15 protein-coding genes are annotated in these 17,558 nt (G+C 55.5%); all 15 read left to right on the top strand.

Features of this window, described 5'->3' with window-relative positions; genetic code table 11:
• Position 1: 1 nt before the first annotated feature.
• The 15 genes from atpB (at position 2) to V3W39_RS33755 (ending at position 17,546) form a co-directional block, all read left to right on the top strand.
• Positions 2-871, top strand: coding sequence for a F0F1 ATP synthase subunit A (atpB, locus tag V3W39_RS10105; protein ID WP_177043615.1), 870 nt, complete (start codon positions 2-4; stop codon positions 869-871).
• A gap of 133 nt (positions 872-1,004) precedes the next feature.
• Positions 1,005-1,262, top strand: a complete 258-nt coding sequence (atpE, locus tag V3W39_RS10100) for a F0F1 ATP synthase subunit C (protein WP_002555987.1) — start codon at positions 1,005-1,007, stop codon at positions 1,260-1,262.
• A 56-nt stretch (positions 1,263-1,318) separates the two neighbouring features.
• On the top strand, positions 1,319-1,789 hold the full coding sequence (locus V3W39_RS10095) for a F0F1 ATP synthase subunit B (RefSeq protein ID WP_008439543.1): 471 nt from the start codon (positions 1,319-1,321) through the stop codon (positions 1,787-1,789).
• A gap of 12 nt (positions 1,790-1,801) precedes the next feature.
• Complete coding sequence (locus V3W39_RS10090; protein ID WP_003213551.1) at positions 1,802-2,338, top strand: F0F1 ATP synthase subunit delta; 537 nt, start codon at positions 1,802-1,804, stop codon at positions 2,336-2,338.
• A 21-nt stretch (positions 2,339-2,359) separates the two neighbouring features.
• Positions 2,360-3,904, top strand: coding sequence for a F0F1 ATP synthase subunit alpha (gene atpA, locus V3W39_RS10085; protein WP_003213549.1), 1,545 nt, complete (start codon positions 2,360-2,362; stop codon positions 3,902-3,904).
• Positions 3,905-3,954: 50 nt separating this feature from the next.
• Positions 3,955-4,815, top strand: a complete 861-nt coding sequence (atpG, locus tag V3W39_RS10080; protein WP_003213547.1) for a F0F1 ATP synthase subunit gamma — start codon at positions 3,955-3,957, stop codon at positions 4,813-4,815.
• A 27-nt stretch (positions 4,816-4,842) separates the two neighbouring features.
• On the top strand, positions 4,843-6,222 hold the full coding sequence (atpD, locus tag V3W39_RS10075; RefSeq protein ID WP_003213545.1) for a F0F1 ATP synthase subunit beta: 1,380 nt from the start codon (positions 4,843-4,845) through the stop codon (positions 6,220-6,222).
• A 44-nt stretch (positions 6,223-6,266) separates the two neighbouring features.
• Positions 6,267-6,692, top strand: coding sequence for a F0F1 ATP synthase subunit epsilon (locus V3W39_RS10070; RefSeq protein WP_008439541.1), 426 nt, complete (start codon positions 6,267-6,269; stop codon positions 6,690-6,692).
• Between the two features lie 115 nt (positions 6,693-6,807).
• The gene (gene glmU / locus V3W39_RS10065; protein ID WP_330212584.1) at positions 6,808-8,175 is read left to right on the top strand and encodes a bifunctional UDP-N-acetylglucosamine diphosphorylase/glucosamine-1-phosphate N-acetyltransferase GlmU; all 1,368 of its coding nucleotides are present in this window, start codon (positions 6,808-6,810) and stop codon (positions 8,173-8,175) included.
• A 240-nt stretch (positions 8,176-8,415) separates the two neighbouring features.
• Entirely contained in the window at positions 8,416-9,183 is a 768-nt protein-coding gene (locus V3W39_RS10060) for a DeoR/GlpR family DNA-binding transcription regulator (protein ID WP_177043617.1), read from the top strand.
• Between the two features lie 10 nt (positions 9,184-9,193).
• Entirely contained in the window at positions 9,194-11,026 is a 1,833-nt protein-coding gene (glmS, locus tag V3W39_RS10055) for a glutamine--fructose-6-phosphate transaminase (isomerizing) (protein ID WP_177130097.1), read from the top strand.
• A gap of 293 nt (positions 11,027-11,319) precedes the next feature.
• Complete coding sequence (locus V3W39_RS10050) at positions 11,320-12,177, top strand: TnsA endonuclease N-terminal domain-containing protein (RefSeq protein ID WP_330212583.1); 858 nt, start codon at positions 11,320-11,322, stop codon at positions 12,175-12,177.
• Position 12,178: 1 nt separating this feature from the next.
• The gene (locus tag V3W39_RS10045) at positions 12,179-14,368 is read left to right on the top strand and encodes a Mu transposase C-terminal domain-containing protein (protein ID WP_330212582.1); all 2,190 of its coding nucleotides are present in this window, start codon (positions 12,179-12,181) and stop codon (positions 14,366-14,368) included.
• Positions 14,365-15,831 carry an ATP-binding protein gene (locus V3W39_RS10040; RefSeq protein ID WP_330212581.1) on the top strand — a complete coding sequence of 489 codons (1,467 nt, stop codon included), beginning with the start codon at positions 14,365-14,367 and terminating at the stop codon, positions 15,829-15,831. Before V3W39_RS10045 ends, V3W39_RS10040 begins: the two co-directional genes overlap by 4 nt.
• A gap of 14 nt (positions 15,832-15,845) precedes the next feature.
• Positions 15,846-17,546, top strand: coding sequence for a TnsD family Tn7-like transposition protein (locus V3W39_RS33755; protein WP_442968398.1), 1,701 nt, complete (start codon positions 15,846-15,848; stop codon positions 17,544-17,546).
• The last annotated feature ends 12 nt before the right edge of the window (positions 17,547-17,558 follow it).

Below are 17,558 nucleotides of genomic sequence, written 5' to 3'. Positions count from 1 at the left end.
CATGGCAGAGACAACCGCTTCGGGCTATATCCAGCACCACTTGCAGAACCTGACCTTCGGTCAGCTACCCAATGGCGGCTGGGGCTTCGCCCACACCGCAGCAGAAGCCAAAGAAATGGGCTTCTGGGCATTCCACCTGGATACTCTGGGCTGGTCTGTCGCATTGGGTCTGATTTTCGTCCTGATTTTCCGCATGGCGGCAAAGAAGGCGACTTCCGGTCAGCCAGGGGCATTGCAGAACTTCGTTGAAGTATTGGTCGAATTCGTCGATGGCAGCGTGCGTGACAGCTTCCATGGTCGTAGCGCGGTGATTGCACCGTTGGCACTGACCATCTTCGTCTGGGTGTTCCTGATGAACGCCGTCGACCTGATTCCGGTCGACTGGATTCCTCAGCTGGCCATCCTGATCTCCGGCGATCAGCACATTCCATTCCGTGCAGTTTCCACCACGGACCCTAACGCCACCCTGGGCATGGCCCTGTCGGTGTTTGCGTTGATCATTTTCTACAGCATCAAGATCAAGGGTATCGGCGGCTTCATCGGCGAACTGACCCTGCACCCGTTCGGCAGCAAGAACATCTTCGTTCAAGCCCTGCTGATCCCGGTGAACTTCCTGCTGGAATTCGTGACCCTGGTCGCCAAGCCGATTTCCCTGGCCCTGCGACTGTTCGGCAACATGTATGCCGGCGAGCTGGTGTTCATTCTGATCGCTGTGATGTTCGGCAGTGGTCTGCTCTGGCTTAGCGGCCTGGGCATTGTTCTGCAGTGGGCGTGGGCTGTGTTCCACATCCTGATCATCACCCTGCAGGCGTTTATCTTCATGATGCTGACCATCGTCTACCTGTCGATGGCGCACGAAGAGAACCATTAAGACCAGTTTCGACTAGTCTGATGTCCCTCCCGGTCAAACGGGAGGGGAGCCCTGAAGGGCTATGAAACGATTTGTTTTACCGCTTTAAAATCTAAAAAACCTAAACCATACGACGTAAAAGTCGGGAGGAAAGATGGAAACTGTAGTTGGTCTAACCGCTATCGCTGTTGCACTGTTGATCGGCCTGGGCGCCCTGGGTACTGCCATTGGTTTCGGCCTGCTGGGCGGCAAGTTCCTGGAAGGCGCAGCGCGTCAGCCAGAAATGGTTCCAATGCTGCAAGTTAAAATGTTCATCGTCGCCGGCCTGCTCGACGCCGTGACCATGATCGGTGTTGGTATCGCTCTGTTCTTCACCTTCGCGAACCCCTTCGTTGGTCAACTCGCCGGTTAATCACTCGTTTTTTCGAGTGATTGGTGTGTTGTGCAACGAACGAGCGAGGTATTGGCGTGAACATTAATGCAACCATTATTGGTCAGTCCTTAGCGTTCTTGATTTTTGTTGTTTTCTGCATGAAGTTCGTATGGCCTCCGGTCATCGCGGCTTTGCACGAACGTCAGAAGAAGATCGCAGACGGACTGGACGCTGCCGCACGAGCAGCTCGCGACCTGGAGTTGGCCCAAGATAAAGCGGGTCAACAACTGCGCGAAGCGAAAGCTCAGGCAGCTGAAATCATTGAGCAAGCCAAGAAACGCGGTAACCAGATCGTTGAAGAGGCTGTTGAAAAAGCCCGTATCGACGCTGACCGTGTGAAGGTTCAGGCTCAAGCCGAGATCGAGCAGGAACTGAACGGTGTCAAAGATGCGCTGCGTGCCCAACTGGGTGCTCTGGCCGTCGGCGGTGCTGAGAAGATCCTGGGTGCCACAATCGATCAAAACGCGCACGCGGAGCTGGTAAACAAACTGGCTGCTGAAATTTAAGCGAGGGCGATCATGGCAGAATTGACCACGTTGGCCCGACCTTACGCTAAGGCAGCCTTCGAGCACGCCCAGGCCCACCAGCAGCTGGCCTCTTGGTCAGCCATGCTCGGCCTGGCTGCAGCAGTGTCGCAAGACGACACCATGCAGCGCGTGCTCAAGGCCCCGCGACTGACGAGCGCAGACAAGGCCGCCACGTTTATTGACGTGTGCGGCGACAAGTTTGATGTAAAAGTGCAGAACTTCATCCACGTCGTTGCCGAAAACGACCGTCTCCCGCTTCTGCCGGAGATCGCCGCTCTGTTTGACCTGTACAAGGCCGAACAAGAGAAATCGGTAGATGTTGAAGTGACCAGTGCTTTTGCATTGAACCAAGAACAGCAAGACAAACTCGCCAAGGTTCTCAGTGCACGACTCGACCGGGAAGTGCGCCTGCAAGTTGCGGAGGATGCCACCCTGATTGGTGGTGTCATCATTCGCGCCGGCGACCTGGTTATCGATGGCTCGATTCGCGGCAAACTCGCGAATCTTGCCGAAGCATTGAAATCTTGAGTTTGAAGGGGCAGCAGAGCAATGCAGCAACTCAATCCTTCCGAAATAAGTGAAATTATCAAGGGCCGCATCGACAAGCTCGATGTGACCTCCCAAGCCCGTAACGAAGGCACTGTCGTCAGCGTATCTGACGGCATCGTGCGGATTCACGGTCTGGCCGACGTAATGTACGGCGAGATGATCGAGTTTCCGGGCGGCGTCTACGGTATGGCCCTCAACCTGGAGCAAGACTCTGTAGGTGCCGTTGTATTGGGCTCCTACCAGACTCTGGCCGAAGGCATGAGCGCCAAGTGCACAGGCCGCATCCTGGAAGTTCCGGTTGGTAAGGAACTGCTGGGTCGCGTTGTCGACGCACTGGGTAACCCAGTTGACGGCAAAGGTCCGCTGAACAACACCGAGACCGATGCGGTCGAGAAAGTTGCTCCAGGCGTGATCTGGCGTAAGTCGGTAGACCAGCCTGTACAGACTGGCTACAAGGCTGTCGATGCCATGATTCCTGTCGGCCGTGGCCAGCGTGAGCTGATCATCGGTGACCGTCAGATCGGTAAAACCGCTCTGGCGATCGACGCGATCATCAACCAGAAAGACAGCGGGATCTTCTGCGTCTACGTAGCTATCGGTCAGAAGCAATCGACCATCGCCAACGTGGTTCGCAAGCTGGAAGAAAACGGCGCCCTGGCTAACACCATCGTCGTGGCCGCCAGTGCTTCCGAATCCGCTGCACTTCAGTTCCTGGCACCGTACTCCGGTTGCACCATGGGCGAATACTTCCGCGACCGCGGTGAAGACGCGCTGATCGTTTATGACGATCTGTCCAAGCAAGCAGTGGCTTACCGCCAGATTTCCCTGCTGCTGCGCCGTCCACCAGGCCGTGAAGCTTACCCAGGCGACGTGTTCTATCTCCACTCCCGTCTGCTGGAGCGCGCATCCCGCGTTTCGGAAGAATACGTAGAGAAGTTCACCAACGGCGCAGTGACCGGCAAAACCGGTTCCCTGACCGCACTGCCGATCATCGAAACCCAGGCTGGCGACGTTTCCGCGTTCGTTCCGACCAACGTGATTTCCATCACCGACGGTCAGATCTTCCTGGAATCGGCCATGTTCAACTCCGGGATCCGTCCTGCAGTGAACGCCGGTGTTTCGGTATCCCGTGTGGGTGGTGCCGCTCAGACCAAGATCATCAAGAAGCTCTCCGGTGGTATCCGTACCGCTCTGGCTCAGTACCGTGAACTGGCGGCATTCGCCCAGTTCGCTTCTGACCTGGACGAAGCGACCCGTAAGCAACTTGAGCATGGTCAGCGCGTTACCGAGCTGATGAAGCAGAAGCAATACGCACCAATGTCGATCGCTGACATGGCGCTGTCGCTGTATGCCGCTGAGCGTGGGTTCCTGACCGACGTTGAAATCACCAAGGTCGGCAGCTTTGAACAAGCGCTGATTGCTTACTTCAACCGCGATCACGCCGAATTGATGGCGAAGATCAACGTGAAGGGTGACTTCAATGACGACATCGATGCTGGCATCAAAGCCGGTATCGAGAAGTTCAAGGCCACCCAAACCTGGTAAGCCGCAGCGGGGGCCGCGAGGCTCCCGCTTGCTAACCTGATAGGTGTTACATGGCAGGCGCAAAAGAGATTCGCAGTAAGATTGCGAGCATCAAAAGCACGCAAAAGATCACCAGCGCCATGGAAAAAGTGGCGGTCAGCAAAATGCGCAAGGCACAAATGCGCATGGCTGCTAGCCGTCCCTACGCGGAGCGTATCCGCCAGGTTATTGGTCATCTGGCCAACGCCAACCCGGAATATCGCCACCCGTTCATGATCGATCGCGAAGTAAAGCGCGTTGGTTATGTCGTGGTGAGCAGTGACCGTGGTTTGTGCGGTGGTTTGAATACCAACCTGTTCAAGGCCCTGGTCAAGGACATGGCGGTAAACCGCGAAAAAGGCGTCGAGATCGATCTGTGTGTGGTCGGTAGCAAGGGTGCGGCCTTTTTCCGCAACTTCGGCGGTAACGTCGTTGCAGCTATCAGCCACCTGGGTGAAGAACCGTCGATCAATGATTTGATCGGCAGCGTCAAAGTGATGCTGGATGCATACCTGGAAGGCCGGATTGACCGCCTGTCCGTGGTATCCAACAAGTTCATCAACACCATGACGCAACAGCCTACCGTGGAGCAGTTGATTCCATTGGTGGCCGCCCCGGAACAAGAACTCAAGCACCACTGGGACTACCTCTACGAACCAGACGCCAAAGAGCTGCTTGACGGCTTGATGGTGCGCTACGTGGAGTCGCAGGTGTACCAGGCGGTGGTCGAGAACAACGCGGCTGAACAAGCTGCGCGGATGATCGCGATGAAGAACGCTACCGACAACGCCGGTGATTTGATCAGCGATTTGCAGCTGATCTACAACAAGGCGCGTCAGGCTGCGATCACCCAAGAGATCTCGGAAATCGTCGGCGGCGCTGCCGCGGTTTAACGGTTCAAATATTCAGAGGATCCAGCTATGAGTAGCGGACGTATCGTTCAAATCATCGGCGCCGTTATCGACGTGGAATTCCCACGCGACAGCGTACCGAGCATCTACAACGCTTTGAAAGTCAAAAGCGATGCAGGCACCACCCTGGAAGTTCAGCAGCAGCTGGGCGACGGCGTGGTTCGTACCATTGCAATGGGTTCCACCGAAGGCTTGAAGCGCGGTCTGGAAGTCACTGACTCTGGCGCAGCCATCTCCGTACCGGTCGGTAAAGCGACCCTGGGCCGGATCATGGACGTCCTCGGTAACCCGATCGACGAAGCCGGTCCAATCGACACCGAAGAGCGCTGGGGCATTCACCGTCCTGCGCCTTCCTTCGCGGAACAAGCGGGCGGCAACGACCTGCTGGAAACCGGCATCAAGGTTATCGACCTGGTTTGCCCGTTCGCCAAGGGCGGTAAAGTCGGTCTGTTCGGTGGTGCCGGTGTAGGCAAAACCGTAAACATGATGGAACTGATCCGTAACATCGCCATCGAGCACAGCGGTTATTCCGTGTTCGCCGGTGTGGGTGAGCGTACTCGTGAGGGTAACGACTTCTACCACGAGATGAAGGATTCCAACGTTCTGGACAAAGTGGCACTGGTTTACGGTCAGATGAACGAGCCGCCGGGTAACCGTCTGCGCGTAGCACTGACCGGCCTGACCATGGCCGAGAAGTTCCGTGACGAAGGTAACGACGTTCTGCTGTTCGTCGACAACATCTATCGTTACACCCTGGCCGGTACTGAAGTATCCGCACTGCTGGGCCGTATGCCTTCCGCAGTAGGTTACCAGCCGACCCTGGCCGAAGAGATGGGTACTCTGCAAGAGCGTATCACTTCGACCAAAAACGGTTCGATCACCTCGATCCAAGCGGTATACGTACCTGCGGATGACTTGACTGACCCGTCGCCAGCGACCACGTTCGCCCACTTGGACGCCACCGTCGTACTGTCCCGTGACATCGCCTCCCTGGGTATCTACCCAGCGGTCGATCCACTGGACTCGACTTCGCGCCAGCTGGACCCGAACGTCATCGGCCAGGAACACTACGACACCGCTCGCGGCGTCCAGTACGTTCTGCAGCGTTACAAAGAACTGAAGGACATCATTGCGATCCTGGGTATGGACGAGCTGTCGGAAACCGACAAGCAGTTGGTATCCCGCGCTCGTAAGATCCAGCGTTTCTTGTCGCAGCCGTTCTTCGTGGCTGAAGTCTTCACCGGTGCCTCGGGTAAATACGTTTCCCTGAAAGACACCATTGCTGGCTTCAAAGGCATCCTCAACGGTGACTACGACCACCTGCCAGAACAAGCGTTCTACATGGTCGGCGGCATCGAAGAAGCGATCGAGAAAGCCAAGAAACTGTAATTCCGGCGCCCGGTAACGGGCGCTAATCAGGTTGAGGCAAGCAGATGGCTATGACATTCCATTGCGATATCGTCAGCGCGGAAGGGGAAATCTTCTCCGGTCAGATCGAGAGTGTGATTGCACACGGCGAACTGGGCGACCTGGGTATTAACTTTGGCCACGCGCCATTGATTACATCCTTGAAGCCTGGTCCGATCACTCTGACCAAGCTGGGCGGGGAACGGGAGGTGTTTTACATCTCCGGTGGTTTCCTCGAGGTTCAGCCGAACATGGTCAAGGTACTTGCCGACACCGTGCAACGTGCTGCCGACCTGGATGAAGCCTCCGCTCAGGAAGCCGTCAAGGCTGCCGAGAAGGCCCTGAACGAAAAAGGCGCAGATTTCGACTACGGTTCTGCTGCTGCACGTCTGGCCGAGGCCGCAGCTCAGCTGCGCACCGTCCAGCAGATCCGCAAGAAGTTTGGCGGCTAAGCCGTCAAGCCTCATGTGTGATTGATTAAAAAGGGTAGCCTCGGCTACCCTTTTTCTTTTTTAGCAAAACACTTCTTTGGTCTGAAGTCTGACCGCCCAGGATTGGTAGCCATTCATGTCTCTCGAAATCGTAATTCTTGCCGCAGGCCAGGGCACCCGCATGCGTTCGGCCTTGCCCAAGGTGCTGCACCCGGTTGCCGGCAACTCGATGCTCGGCCATGTTATCCACAGCGCCCGGCAACTTGATCCACAGCGCATTCATGTGGTGATCGGCCACGGAGCCGACGTGGTGCGTGAGCGACTGGCGGCGGACGACTTGAATTTCGTATTGCAGGACAAGCAATTGGGTACCGGCCATGCCACCGCGCAAGCGGTGCCGTTCATCAAGGCCGACACCGTGCTGATCCTTTACGGTGACGTGCCGTTGATCGAAGTGGAAACCTTGCAGCGCCTGCTCAAGCATGTGGTGCCAGGCCAGATGGGCCTGCTGACCGTTGAGCTGGATGACCCGACCGGCTACGGCCGCATTGTGCGCAACGCTGACGGCAAGGTCGCGGCCATCGTCGAGCATAAAGACGCCAGCGAAGCCCAGCGCGCCATCACCGAAGGCAATACCGGAATCCTCGCGGTGCCGGCCGATCGCCTGGCTGACTGGATGAGCCGCCTGTCCAACAATAACGCCCAGGGCGAGTACTACCTGACCGATGTCATCGAGATGGCTGTCAGTGATGGCCTGTTGGTCGCCACCGAACAGCCCCACGACCCGATGGAAGTGCAGGGCGCCAACGACCGCAAGCAACTGGCGGAGCTGGAGCGTCACTATCAACTGCGCGAAGGCCGCCGCTTGATGGCGCTGGGCGTGACACTGCGGGATCCGGCACGTTTCGATATGCGGGGTGATATCACTGTGGGTCGCGACGTGCTGATCGACATCAACGTGATCCTGGAAGGTCGCGTGGTGATTGAAGATGACGTGATCATTGGCCCGAACTGCGTGATCAAGGACAGCACCCTGCGCAAAGGCGTGGTGATCAAGGCCAACAGCCATATCGACGGCGCGGTGATGGGCGAGGGCAGTGACGCTGGTCCGTTTGCACGCCTGCGTCCGGGTAGCGTGCTCGGGGCCAGGGCCCATGTGGGTAACTTTGTAGAACTGAAAAACGCACAGATGGGCGACGACGCCAAGGCCGGGCACCTGGCCTACCTTGGTGATGCCGTGATTGGTGCGCGCAGCAATATCGGCGCCGGCGCCATCACGTGTAACTACGATGGCGCCAACAAGTACCAGACGACCATTGGCGAAGACGTGTTTATCGGCTCCAACAACTCGTTGATTGCACCCGTCAGCATTGGTGATGGTTCGAACACAGCGGCAGGCTCAACCATCAACCAGGATGTGGATAAGTCTCAACTCGCAGTGGCGCGCGCCCGCCAGCGCAACATCGACGGCTGGAAGCGCCCGGTCAAAATCAAGAAGACCTGAGTTATCCACAGTCTGATTGACCACCACTTTCACCTGTAGGAGCCGGCTTGCCGGCGATGACGGAGTGCCAGACAACATCAACGTTGGCTGTCAGACCGCTATCGCAGGCAAGCCAGCTCCCACAGTTGTTTAGTGTTGTTGCCAGACTTTTCGCAAAAATTGACCTCGCTCCCTTGACGATCCTCAGCCAATAGGTTTTGATTGCCTTCGTTATCTTTCGAAACGAAACTTATCATCACCATGTCGAAACGAAATACACCCCAACGTCGCCACAACATCCTTGCCATGCTCACTGAGCAAGGTGAAGTCAGCGTGGACGAATTGGCCAAACGTTTCGAAACGTCGGAAGTCACCATCCGCAAGGACCTGGCGGCCCTCGAAAGTAACGGCCTGTTGCTGCGTCGCTATGGCGGCGCCATCACCATGCCCCAGGAACTGGTCGGCGACCCGGCCCAGCCCATTTCGGTCTACAAGCGCGCCATCGCCCGTGCGGCCGTCCGGCGTTTGCGCGAACACGCCCGCATCATCATCGACAGCGGCAGCACCACCGCCGCCATGATCCCCGAACTGGGCCATCAGCCCGGCCTGGTGGTGATGACCAACTCCCTGCACGTAGCCAGCGCCCTGAGCGAACTGGAACATGAGCCGGTACTGTTGATGACCGGCGGCACCTGGGACCCGCATTCGGACTCGTTCCAGGGCCAGGTCGCCGAGCAAGTGCTGCGTTCCTACGATTTCGACCAGCTCTTCATTGGCGCCGATGGCATCGACCTGGAGCGCGGTACCACCACCTTCAACGAGTTGCTGGGGCTGAGCCGCGTCATGGCCGAGGTCGCCCGCGAAGTGGTGGTGATGGTCGAGTCCGACAAGATTGGCCGCAAGATCCCCAACCTGGAACTGCCCTGGAGCAGCGTCCATACCCTTATTACCGATGATCGCCTGCCGCTTGAGGCCCGCGACCAGATCCAAGCCCGCGGCATCACGCTGATTTGCGCGGCAGTCATCTAGGAGAAAAACCATGTGTGGAATTGTTGGCGCAGTCGCTGAACGAAACGTCACCGCCATTTTGCTCGAAGGCCTCAAACGCCTGGAATACCGCGGCTACGACAGCGCCGGTGTGGCGCTCTTTACCAACGCCGGCAAGCTTGAGCGCATGCGTCGCCCGGGCAAGGTCAGCGAACTCGAACAAGCGTTGGCCGGTGAGCCGCTGGTAGGCCGCCTGGGTATCGCCCACACCCGTTGGGCCACCCATGGCGCACCGTGCGAACGCAACGCGCACCCGCACTTCTCCGGTGACCTGGCGGTGGTGCACAACGGCATTATCGAAAACCATGAAGTGCTGCGTGAACAACTCAAAGGCCTGGGCTACGTCTTCACTTCGGACACCGACACCGAAGTCATCGCCCACCTGCTGAACCACAAGCTTAAAGACCTGGGCGACCTGACCAACGCCCTCAAGGCCACCGTCAAGGAACTGCACGGCGCCTATGGCCTGGCCGTGATCAGCGCCAGCCAGCCCGACCGCCTGGTCGCCGCCCGCAGTGGCAGCCCATTGGTGATCGGCCTGGGCCTGGGCGAGAACTTCCTCGCCTCCGACCAACTGGCCCTGCGCCAGGTGACCGACCGCTTCATGTACCTGGAAGAAGGCGACATCGCCGAGATCCGCCGCGAAAGCGTGTCGATCTGGGACGTCAACGGCAAGTCCGTTGAACGTGAAGCCGTGCAGTACCGCGACGGTGCCGAAGCCGCCGACAAGGGCGAGTTCCGCCACTTCATGCTCAAGGAAATCCACGAGCAACCGGCCGTGGTGCAACGCACCCTGGAAGGTCGCCTGAGCCAGAACCAGGTGTTGGTACAAGCCTTCGGCCCGCAAGCCGCCGAGCTGTTCGCCAAAGTGCGCAACGTGCAAATCGTCGCCTGCGGCACCAGCTACCACGCCGGCATGGTCGCCCGTTACTGGCTCGAAGAACTGGCCGGCATCCCGTGCCAGGTCGAAGTCGCCAGCGAATTCCGCTACCGCAAGGTGGTGGTGCAGCCCGACACCCTGTTCGTCACCATCTCCCAGTCCGGCGAAACCGCCGACACCCTGGCCGCCCTGCGCAATGCCAAGGAACTGGGCTTCCTCGGCAGCCTGGCAATCTGCAACGTCGGCATCAGCTCCTTGGTGCGCGAGTCCGACCTGACCCTGCTGACCCAGGCCGGTCGCGAAATCGGCGTGGCCTCCACCAAGGCCTTCACCACCCAGTTGGTGGGCCTGTTGCTGCTGACCCTGTCCCTGGGCCAGGTGCGCGGCACGCTGGAAGACGGCGTCGAAGCCAAGCTGGTGGAAGAACTGCGCCGCCTGCCGGCCCGCCTGGGCGAAGCGCTGGCCATGGACAGCACCGTGGAAAAAGTCGCCGAGCTGTTCGCCGACAAACACCACACCCTGTTCCTCGGCCGTGGCGCGCAATACCCGGTGGCGATGGAAGGTTCGCTCAAGCTTAAGGAAATCTCCTACATTCACGCCGAAGCCTACCCGGCCGGTGAGCTCAAGCACGGCCCGTTGGCCCTGGTGGATGACGACATGCCAGTGGTGACCGTCGCGCCGAACAACGAACTGCTGGAGAAGCTCAAGTCCAACCTGCAGGAAGTGCGCGCCCGTGGCGGCCAGTTGATCGTGTTCGCCGACGAAAAGGCCGGCATGACCAATGGCGAAGGCACCCACGTCATCAACATGCCGCACATCCACGACACCTTGTCGCCGATCCTCTACACCATCCCGCTGCAGTTGCTGTCGTACTACGTGGCTGTGCTTAAGGGCACTGACGTTGACCAGCCGCGCAACCTGGCGAAGTCGGTGACGGTGGAGTAAGCCTTAGCCGTACCACCAAAACCCCTGGTTTTTGACAAAATATTTTGACACCAGACAAAATATTCTGACACCAGACAAGATATTTTGACACAATGCCTAAAGCCCCTGATTTCAGGGGCTTTTCTTTATTATGTCCTCCACCATATGTCCGATTTTGGGTTGTGATCTTGCTAGAGGCGTAGTCTGGTACAGGTACTCAGACTTATTCACAGCGCTGATATTTTCCTAGCACTTTTTGTGCACATTCCATTTTTGAGGATATGTGGAGGCCGCAGAAGGCATGGGAGGTTGGCTTGCGTGGTCGTAGCTTCAAGACGCAGTCCGATATTGATCGGCATATCGAAAAAGGCTTTGGGCAAGGAAATCACGAGCTGTATTTGCCGTGGTTGCGTGTGCAAGACGTTCCATCGCATGGTCGGTCGCGCAAGGTTCATGGAGTAAAAGTTGATCGGCTTCATCACCTACTGTCTGATCTTGAATACGGGTATTTGCTCGTAGCCGAGTTTTCCTCTGATGTGGTGGATATTCGGGAGCAATTTCCCATCCTTCCGCAATCGGCGGTTCAGTCGATTGCCCTTGCTTTGAATATTCGCTATCCCGTTTATCCAGGTACCAAAGTGCCTTTCGTGATGACGACGGACTTTCTGCTGACCATCAAACAGCCAGATGGAAGCACGCGCTTAGCGGCTCGTACGCTCAAATACACCGAGTCGCTTAAGGCAGACAAAGGACTTGAACGTACCCTGGAAAAGTTTGAGATCGAACGAGCCTATTGGTCCGGTCAAGGGGTGGACTGGAACATCGTTACCGAGAAAGACCTCCCTGCCACTCTGATCCAGAACCTTGACTGGTTACGTAAATCAGCGACCCTCCAACGACATCTTCAGCAACGTCCACTGATCGAGTCGTTTCTAGAGGAGATCACTCGTGTGCGTGAGTATCCATGGCCACTTGACCGTGTGTTGCGCCATATAGCGGGCGCATTGTTCATCCCCTACACCGACACCAAGGCCATGTTCATGCATCTGGTTTGGCACAAAAACATCCTCTTGGAGCTGGCAGCGGAACGGCTTTCAATGAAGAGCTCGTTGCCTCAAATCGAAGTCGTATGGCCCTCCAGCGATAATGGCCACGAACTGAAGGTCGGTTGATATGGCATATCTTGGTAAGAATGATGTCCTTGAGGCAGTAACCGAACCCAAGCTATTGAAGGGCTTAGTGAGGGTTCTATGGGTTGATAAACGCAGCGATCAGATTGTGCTGATGACGATTGAACGCTCACCCAAGCGGCCATGGGTCATGCAGCTATCTGAGCTGAAAAGCTGGTTAAGCTCAGGCGATATCAAGTTTTTATCGGTTACTCCTCCAGCCTACATGTTGAAGGCGGAAGAAGACCTTTCTGATAAAGAGAAGGCATTCCGGGATAACAACTGGGCCCGTATTCAATCGCTTGTCGACACTGACCCTCCAGACGCTATTTTCCAGCCAGATGCTCTTGGTCAGATGGTCGCTGATCAGGCGCGCAAACTTGGGCTGCCGAACAAATCGGTGTATCGCTTGCTGTACCGATACTGGATGGGGGGGCAAGTACGTAACTCATTACTTCCAGATAGGGTTAACGCGGGAGGGCCAGGCAAACCTAAAAACTACCCAAACGGCCTTAAACCGGGGCGTTCGACGATGTTTCAGGGGGTCAAATCCACTACTCAATCGAAGGTACTGAGTGATACGGATAAAAACTGTATCAAGACTGGGTTTGCATTATTTGCCAAGGGATCTGTAGGGACCATCGCAGATGCTTACGTCAAAATGCTTCGGCGTTTTTATACGATTAAACCGATGCTGGGTGACGCAGGAGACGATGCGCCTTTGCTTCCTGCCAGCGAGCTACCCACGGCCAGACAGTTTGCCTACTGGGGTCACAAAGCTTTCGATGACATTGCAGTTCTGAGAGGTCGCAGTGGTGAGCGCAATTGGCAAAAAGACCATCGCCCGCTGAGCGGCACTGTTCGGGAGAACCTGCGTGGGCCAGGCCATTTATTTGAAATAGACGCCACCATTGCAGATGTCTATCTCGTCAGTCGTTACAACAGAAATTGGATTATTGGCCGTCCAGTTGTTTACGTCGTTATCGATACTTTTTCGGGAATGATCGTAGGCGTATTTGTTGGCTTGGAGGGACCAAGCTGGAATGGTGCCCGACAAGCGCTTTACAACGCGTTTACCTCAAAAGTGGAGTTCTGTGCTGCCAACGGCGTTGAAATTGAAGACGCCGACTGGCCTTGTCATCACCTACCGCACGAAGTTTTCGCAGATCGTGGTGAGATGCTTGGACAAGCTGCTGAGGGGCTTGCCTCCGGTTTGCGCATTAATTTGGGTATCGCGCCTCCCTATCGTCCAGATTGGAAAGCGATCGTGGAAAGCTCATTCAAAGTGTTGAATATCACGACGCAAATTCACTGGATTCCAGGAGCTGTACGTAAGCGAATTCTAGAGAGGGGTGAGCGTGACTACCGACTTGATGCCACGCTGAATCTCGCCGAATTTACGAAGATCATCATTGAGGGAATCCTTCACTACAACAGCCAAAATCGACAGCCAGCGCGACTCAATAAAGAGATGATTGCTGATCAGGTCGAGCCAACCCCTATGGGAATATGGGGGTGGGCGCTGAAGAATGATCGAATCGAGGTCAATACTCAGACGGAAGAGCTGATTTATCTGCACCTACTACCCCGAGATAATGGCTCAGTTCAGAAAGGTGGGATTAAGTTCAAGGGAATGTTTTACGTCTGCGACTGGGCCATTGAACAAAACTGGTTTGCACGTGCTCGGCATCGTGGTGTCAGCAGCATCGTCTGTTGGTATGACCCAAATAGTACTCAACATATCTGGATTCAAGGCCCGGATCGGCACTTCATTCGTTGTGATCTCCGAAACTCTGAGGTGCGTTATCACGGCGTTCGGTTCGAGGAAGTAATCGACATGTTGGAGATTGTTAAACAAGAGTCTCCTGAGAGCAAATACAGCAAGCTGGCGAGTCGTGTCGCACTGGACGCAACAATTTCGGACGTTGTGTCGAATGCGGTGAAGGAGAAAAAGTTGACGATGGAGCCGGGCTCGAAATCGCAGAAGCTCGGTGACATTCGAACCAACAGGTCCCACGAACGCATGCAAGAGCGTTCGGAGTCGTTAGTGCCCGAAGACTTGAGAGCCGCTAGTTCAAATCAGAGTAGCCAAGCCTTGAACACGGGGATTGGCGTCGCTGAAAATTACGCTGGCACCCGTAGTGCTGAGGTAATTGATCTGCTCAGTCGGTTCCGCCCGGGAGGTAGCAAATGAATCGGAGTGTCCAGAATTTCGCGAAGTACCATGAGTCTCCCGTTCTGGAGTTTCAAGGTAATCCGTTGATTGAGGCGTTACCTCCAATCCTTTCCGAGAGTGACGCTGCATCGCTGATCTCGCATTTTCCTCCGGTGGTTGACGAAGAGCGACAGCACGACAAGTCGGTTAGGCTCCATTGCATTGATCGCCTGCGTACCGTTGTTCAGCCACTACCGATTCATCTTGAGCTCGAATCAGCATTTTCTTCGCTGCTGCGAAGTGGATATGTAGGGCGCAACCCAATGTCTACAGCCACAGTTAGACACTTGCACTCGCTGTCAGCACCAGGAGGTTCAGACGGGTTTCGTTCAACGGCAACCACTTTCAGTCTTGTAGGGTTGAGCGGAATCGGGAAATCCACCGCTCTTGAGTCAATTCTTCGGCTGTATCCGCAAACGATCGTTCATCAGCGCTATGAAGGGCGTTCTTTTGTGCAGACGCAGATCACTTGGTTGAAACTGGACTGCCCTTTTGATGGATCGCTTAGCGGTTTATGCCGTGCTTTTTTCCGCGCTGTTGACCAGGCGATAGGCCAAGATCGGTATGCGAACAGCTATCGTGCGCGGAATGGATTGCCTGACCTCATCCAGCGCATGGAGCAGGTTGCGAGTACCTACTTCGTCGGTGCCCTATTGATCGATGAAATTCAGCATCTACGTTCCGCCCGTACTGGCGGTAAAGACAACATGCTCAATTTCTTCGTAAACCTGATCAACTCCATTGGCATCCCGGTCGTCTTCATCGGCACTAATTCGATGATTAGCCTCTTCTCTGATGTTCTGCGAAACGCGAGGCGAGGATGTGGTCTCGGTGTAACCGAGTTTCAGCGATTCGAAAAAGATGATCCGGTTTGGAGAATGTTGGTTGAGTCGCTATGGGAGTATCAGTGGTGTCGTGAAATCAGCCCACTGACAGATGAGTTGTTTGATGTGCTTTATGACTTGACTCAGGGGGTCACCGACTTTTTGGTGAAACTGCTGATTCTTGGGCAGCGCTTTGCGATCCAGAGCGGGGAGGAGCGCCTGACCTCCAGCACGTTCAGGCGCGTTTCTGACACCAAAATGCAAATACTCAAGCCGGCACTGTCGGCTTTGCGCAGCCGAGATCCCCGTCAGCTAGGCCGCTTTGAAGACTTGTTACCGATTGATGATCAACTTCAAGGCATGATGACTCTGAACGCGAACGAGGTACTTGATCGGCTGGCATTATTGCGAAGTATTACGCCAGCTCCTCGCATGGATCCTCCCTCAGAGAAAGTTTCAAGCACACCGAAAACCAAACCAGCTGGGGTGGACTCTTCAAGGTCATCAACTAAATCAGCTGTGATCGCGCAGGCTGAAGATCCGTTGCAAAAGTTAAGAGAGGAAGGCTGGTTGAACACTGACGTGTTCGAATTCTCTGCTCTGCATCGAAAGGTGTAGTCCGTGAGGTTGAAATGGATCATGAATTTCATTTCTTTCCCGCTGCCTGTCCCGATGAAACGCTGCATAGCCTTTTATCAAGGTACGTTCGCCTATCTGGATTAGGGTCTTGGTCCGCTGTGTTCAACGCAGCCCAAGGTGACGGGAGCTTCGCACGTGACCTTCCATTTCCGTGCCATTTGATTGAACTGGTGCAAGCGTTGCCATCGAGCGCGAGCCTCGGCCTCGATTCAATCATTGCCAGGCATACGCTACTACCGTACTTCCAACCGTTCCTAACCGAGCACCAGTTCGCCAACGCTCGGTTTCAAATGGCCTATCGGGGAGGGAATGGTCTTAAGACCCAACTCGGAATCATCGCCAGCCGCATAGAAACAACGTCTAGAACGCGTTTTTGCCCAACCTGTTTGATAACAGATGTCCGTGACTACGGTACGGCGTATTGGCATCGCGTACACCAATTGCCTGGCGTGTGTATCTGTCCCCACTGCCAGACGCCTCTTGTGATAGTCGATCATCACTGGCTAGCGAGAGGGCCTAGGAGACTTTACTTACCGCAGGATGAGGATATCCAAGCGCACGCGCACTCTTTACTTCTCAACGCCCGTCAGAGAGGCAGTCTACTTACCGTTGCCCGAAACTCTTTGCGTCTACTTGAAGCCAATGCCCCACCTCAGTCAGCCACGCTGATTCGACAAGCATTTTTGAAGGTGGTCATTGAACGAGGATTTGCTTCACCATCGGGTCGGCTATGCCTTGGTCAATTAGCGGATTATTTACGTAGGTACTTTCAAACGCTCCCCAAGAATGGAGAGTTCTTGGTCTTGAGAGGTGAGTTGGATGGCCTTCCCGCGAGTTGGGTAACCAAGATCTTGCGCAAGCCAAGGGGAACGCACCATCCCCTCAAATATTTGATGCTTGCGAGTGCTCTCGGTTTCGACCTATCCAGCATTCTACGTGCCAACGGAGTGCCGTCATGCATCCCTCCACGGCGTGTAGAAAAGGCTCCGCACATTGAGGAGCTGCACGCGAACATCACTATAGAATTGGCACAACAATCGGTTCCTAGGCACCATGTTTCAAAGCAAGCTGAACAGGTTGTTTGGGAGGGAGCTATTACAGGCGCTGAAGCTAAGGAAATAGCGCGTACAGCAAGGTTATCAGCAGCAACAGTTTACCGGTCGATTAGAGCTGTTTCCGGAGGCCCCGAGAGGTGGAAACAGCTGAAGTTCTTGAAGATCCGCGCTAAGAGACGTGAGCGTTTTTCGCGTCATTACCTGACCTTATTTGCGCACGAATGCCAAGATTACATTTGGTTGTACCGCAACGACCTGCGATGGCTCAAAGCTCATCTAGGTAAGACAGATGCTCACAAGGGAAACCGAAAACCAAGCAGTCCATTCGCTCAGTTGGACACGCTTCTAGCAGTAAAAATTATCGAGTGCGCACTATCAATTCGAGCGCTACCAGGTAAACCAGTACGTGTCTGTAAAACCCGGATCGGCCGTGAGCTCGATGCTTTATCTCGTTTTGAGAAACAGCTTAATCGACTCCCGCTTTGTGCCGATGCATTGGCCTCAGTGTGTGAAAGTACTGAAGATTTTCGTCGCCGCCGTTTGGTCTGGGCAACTGAAAATCTAATACGAATTGGTAGGCCAGTCACGCGCTCTGCGATATACCGAACAGCCTCTATCAGACCGCCAGGTAACTGTTAGCAATGGAAAACC

The sequence above is a fragment of the Pseudomonas sp. Z18(2022) genome (assembly GCF_036346535.1).
In the GTDB taxonomy this organism is placed as follows: domain Bacteria; phylum Pseudomonadota; class Gammaproteobacteria; order Pseudomonadales; family Pseudomonadaceae; genus Aquipseudomonas; species Aquipseudomonas yamanorum_A.
This window is presented reverse-complemented; position numbering and strand designations above follow the sequence as displayed.

Coding starts and splice junctions, on each gene's coding strand:
- glmU (WP_330212584.1), top strand. CDS start 6,808: ATGTCTCTCGAAATCGTAATTCTTGCCGCAGGCCAGGGCACCCGCATG.
- atpB (WP_177043615.1), top strand. CDS start 2: ATGGCAGAGACAACCGCTTCGGGCTATATCCAGCACCACTTGCAGAAC.
- V3W39_RS10090 (WP_003213551.1), top strand. CDS start 1,802: ATGGCAGAATTGACCACGTTGGCCCGACCTTACGCTAAGGCAGCCTTC.
- atpG (WP_003213547.1), top strand. CDS start 3,955: ATGGCAGGCGCAAAAGAGATTCGCAGTAAGATTGCGAGCATCAAAAGC.
- atpD (WP_003213545.1), top strand. CDS start 4,843: ATGAGTAGCGGACGTATCGTTCAAATCATCGGCGCCGTTATCGACGTG.
- V3W39_RS10070 (WP_008439541.1), top strand. CDS start 6,267: ATGGCTATGACATTCCATTGCGATATCGTCAGCGCGGAAGGGGAAATC.
- V3W39_RS10040 (WP_330212581.1), top strand. CDS start 14,365: ATGAATCGGAGTGTCCAGAATTTCGCGAAGTACCATGAGTCTCCCGTT.
- glmS (WP_177130097.1), top strand. CDS start 9,194: ATGTGTGGAATTGTTGGCGCAGTCGCTGAACGAAACGTCACCGCCATT.
- V3W39_RS33755 (WP_442968398.1), top strand. CDS start 15,846: ATGGATCATGAATTTCATTTCTTTCCCGCTGCCTGTCCCGATGAAACG.
- V3W39_RS10045 (WP_330212582.1), top strand. CDS start 12,179: ATGGCATATCTTGGTAAGAATGATGTCCTTGAGGCAGTAACCGAACCC.
- atpE (WP_002555987.1), top strand. CDS start 1,005: ATGGAAACTGTAGTTGGTCTAACCGCTATCGCTGTTGCACTGTTGATC.
- V3W39_RS10060 (WP_177043617.1), top strand. CDS start 8,416: ATGTCGAAACGAAATACACCCCAACGTCGCCACAACATCCTTGCCATG.
- atpA (WP_003213549.1), top strand. CDS start 2,360: ATGCAGCAACTCAATCCTTCCGAAATAAGTGAAATTATCAAGGGCCGC.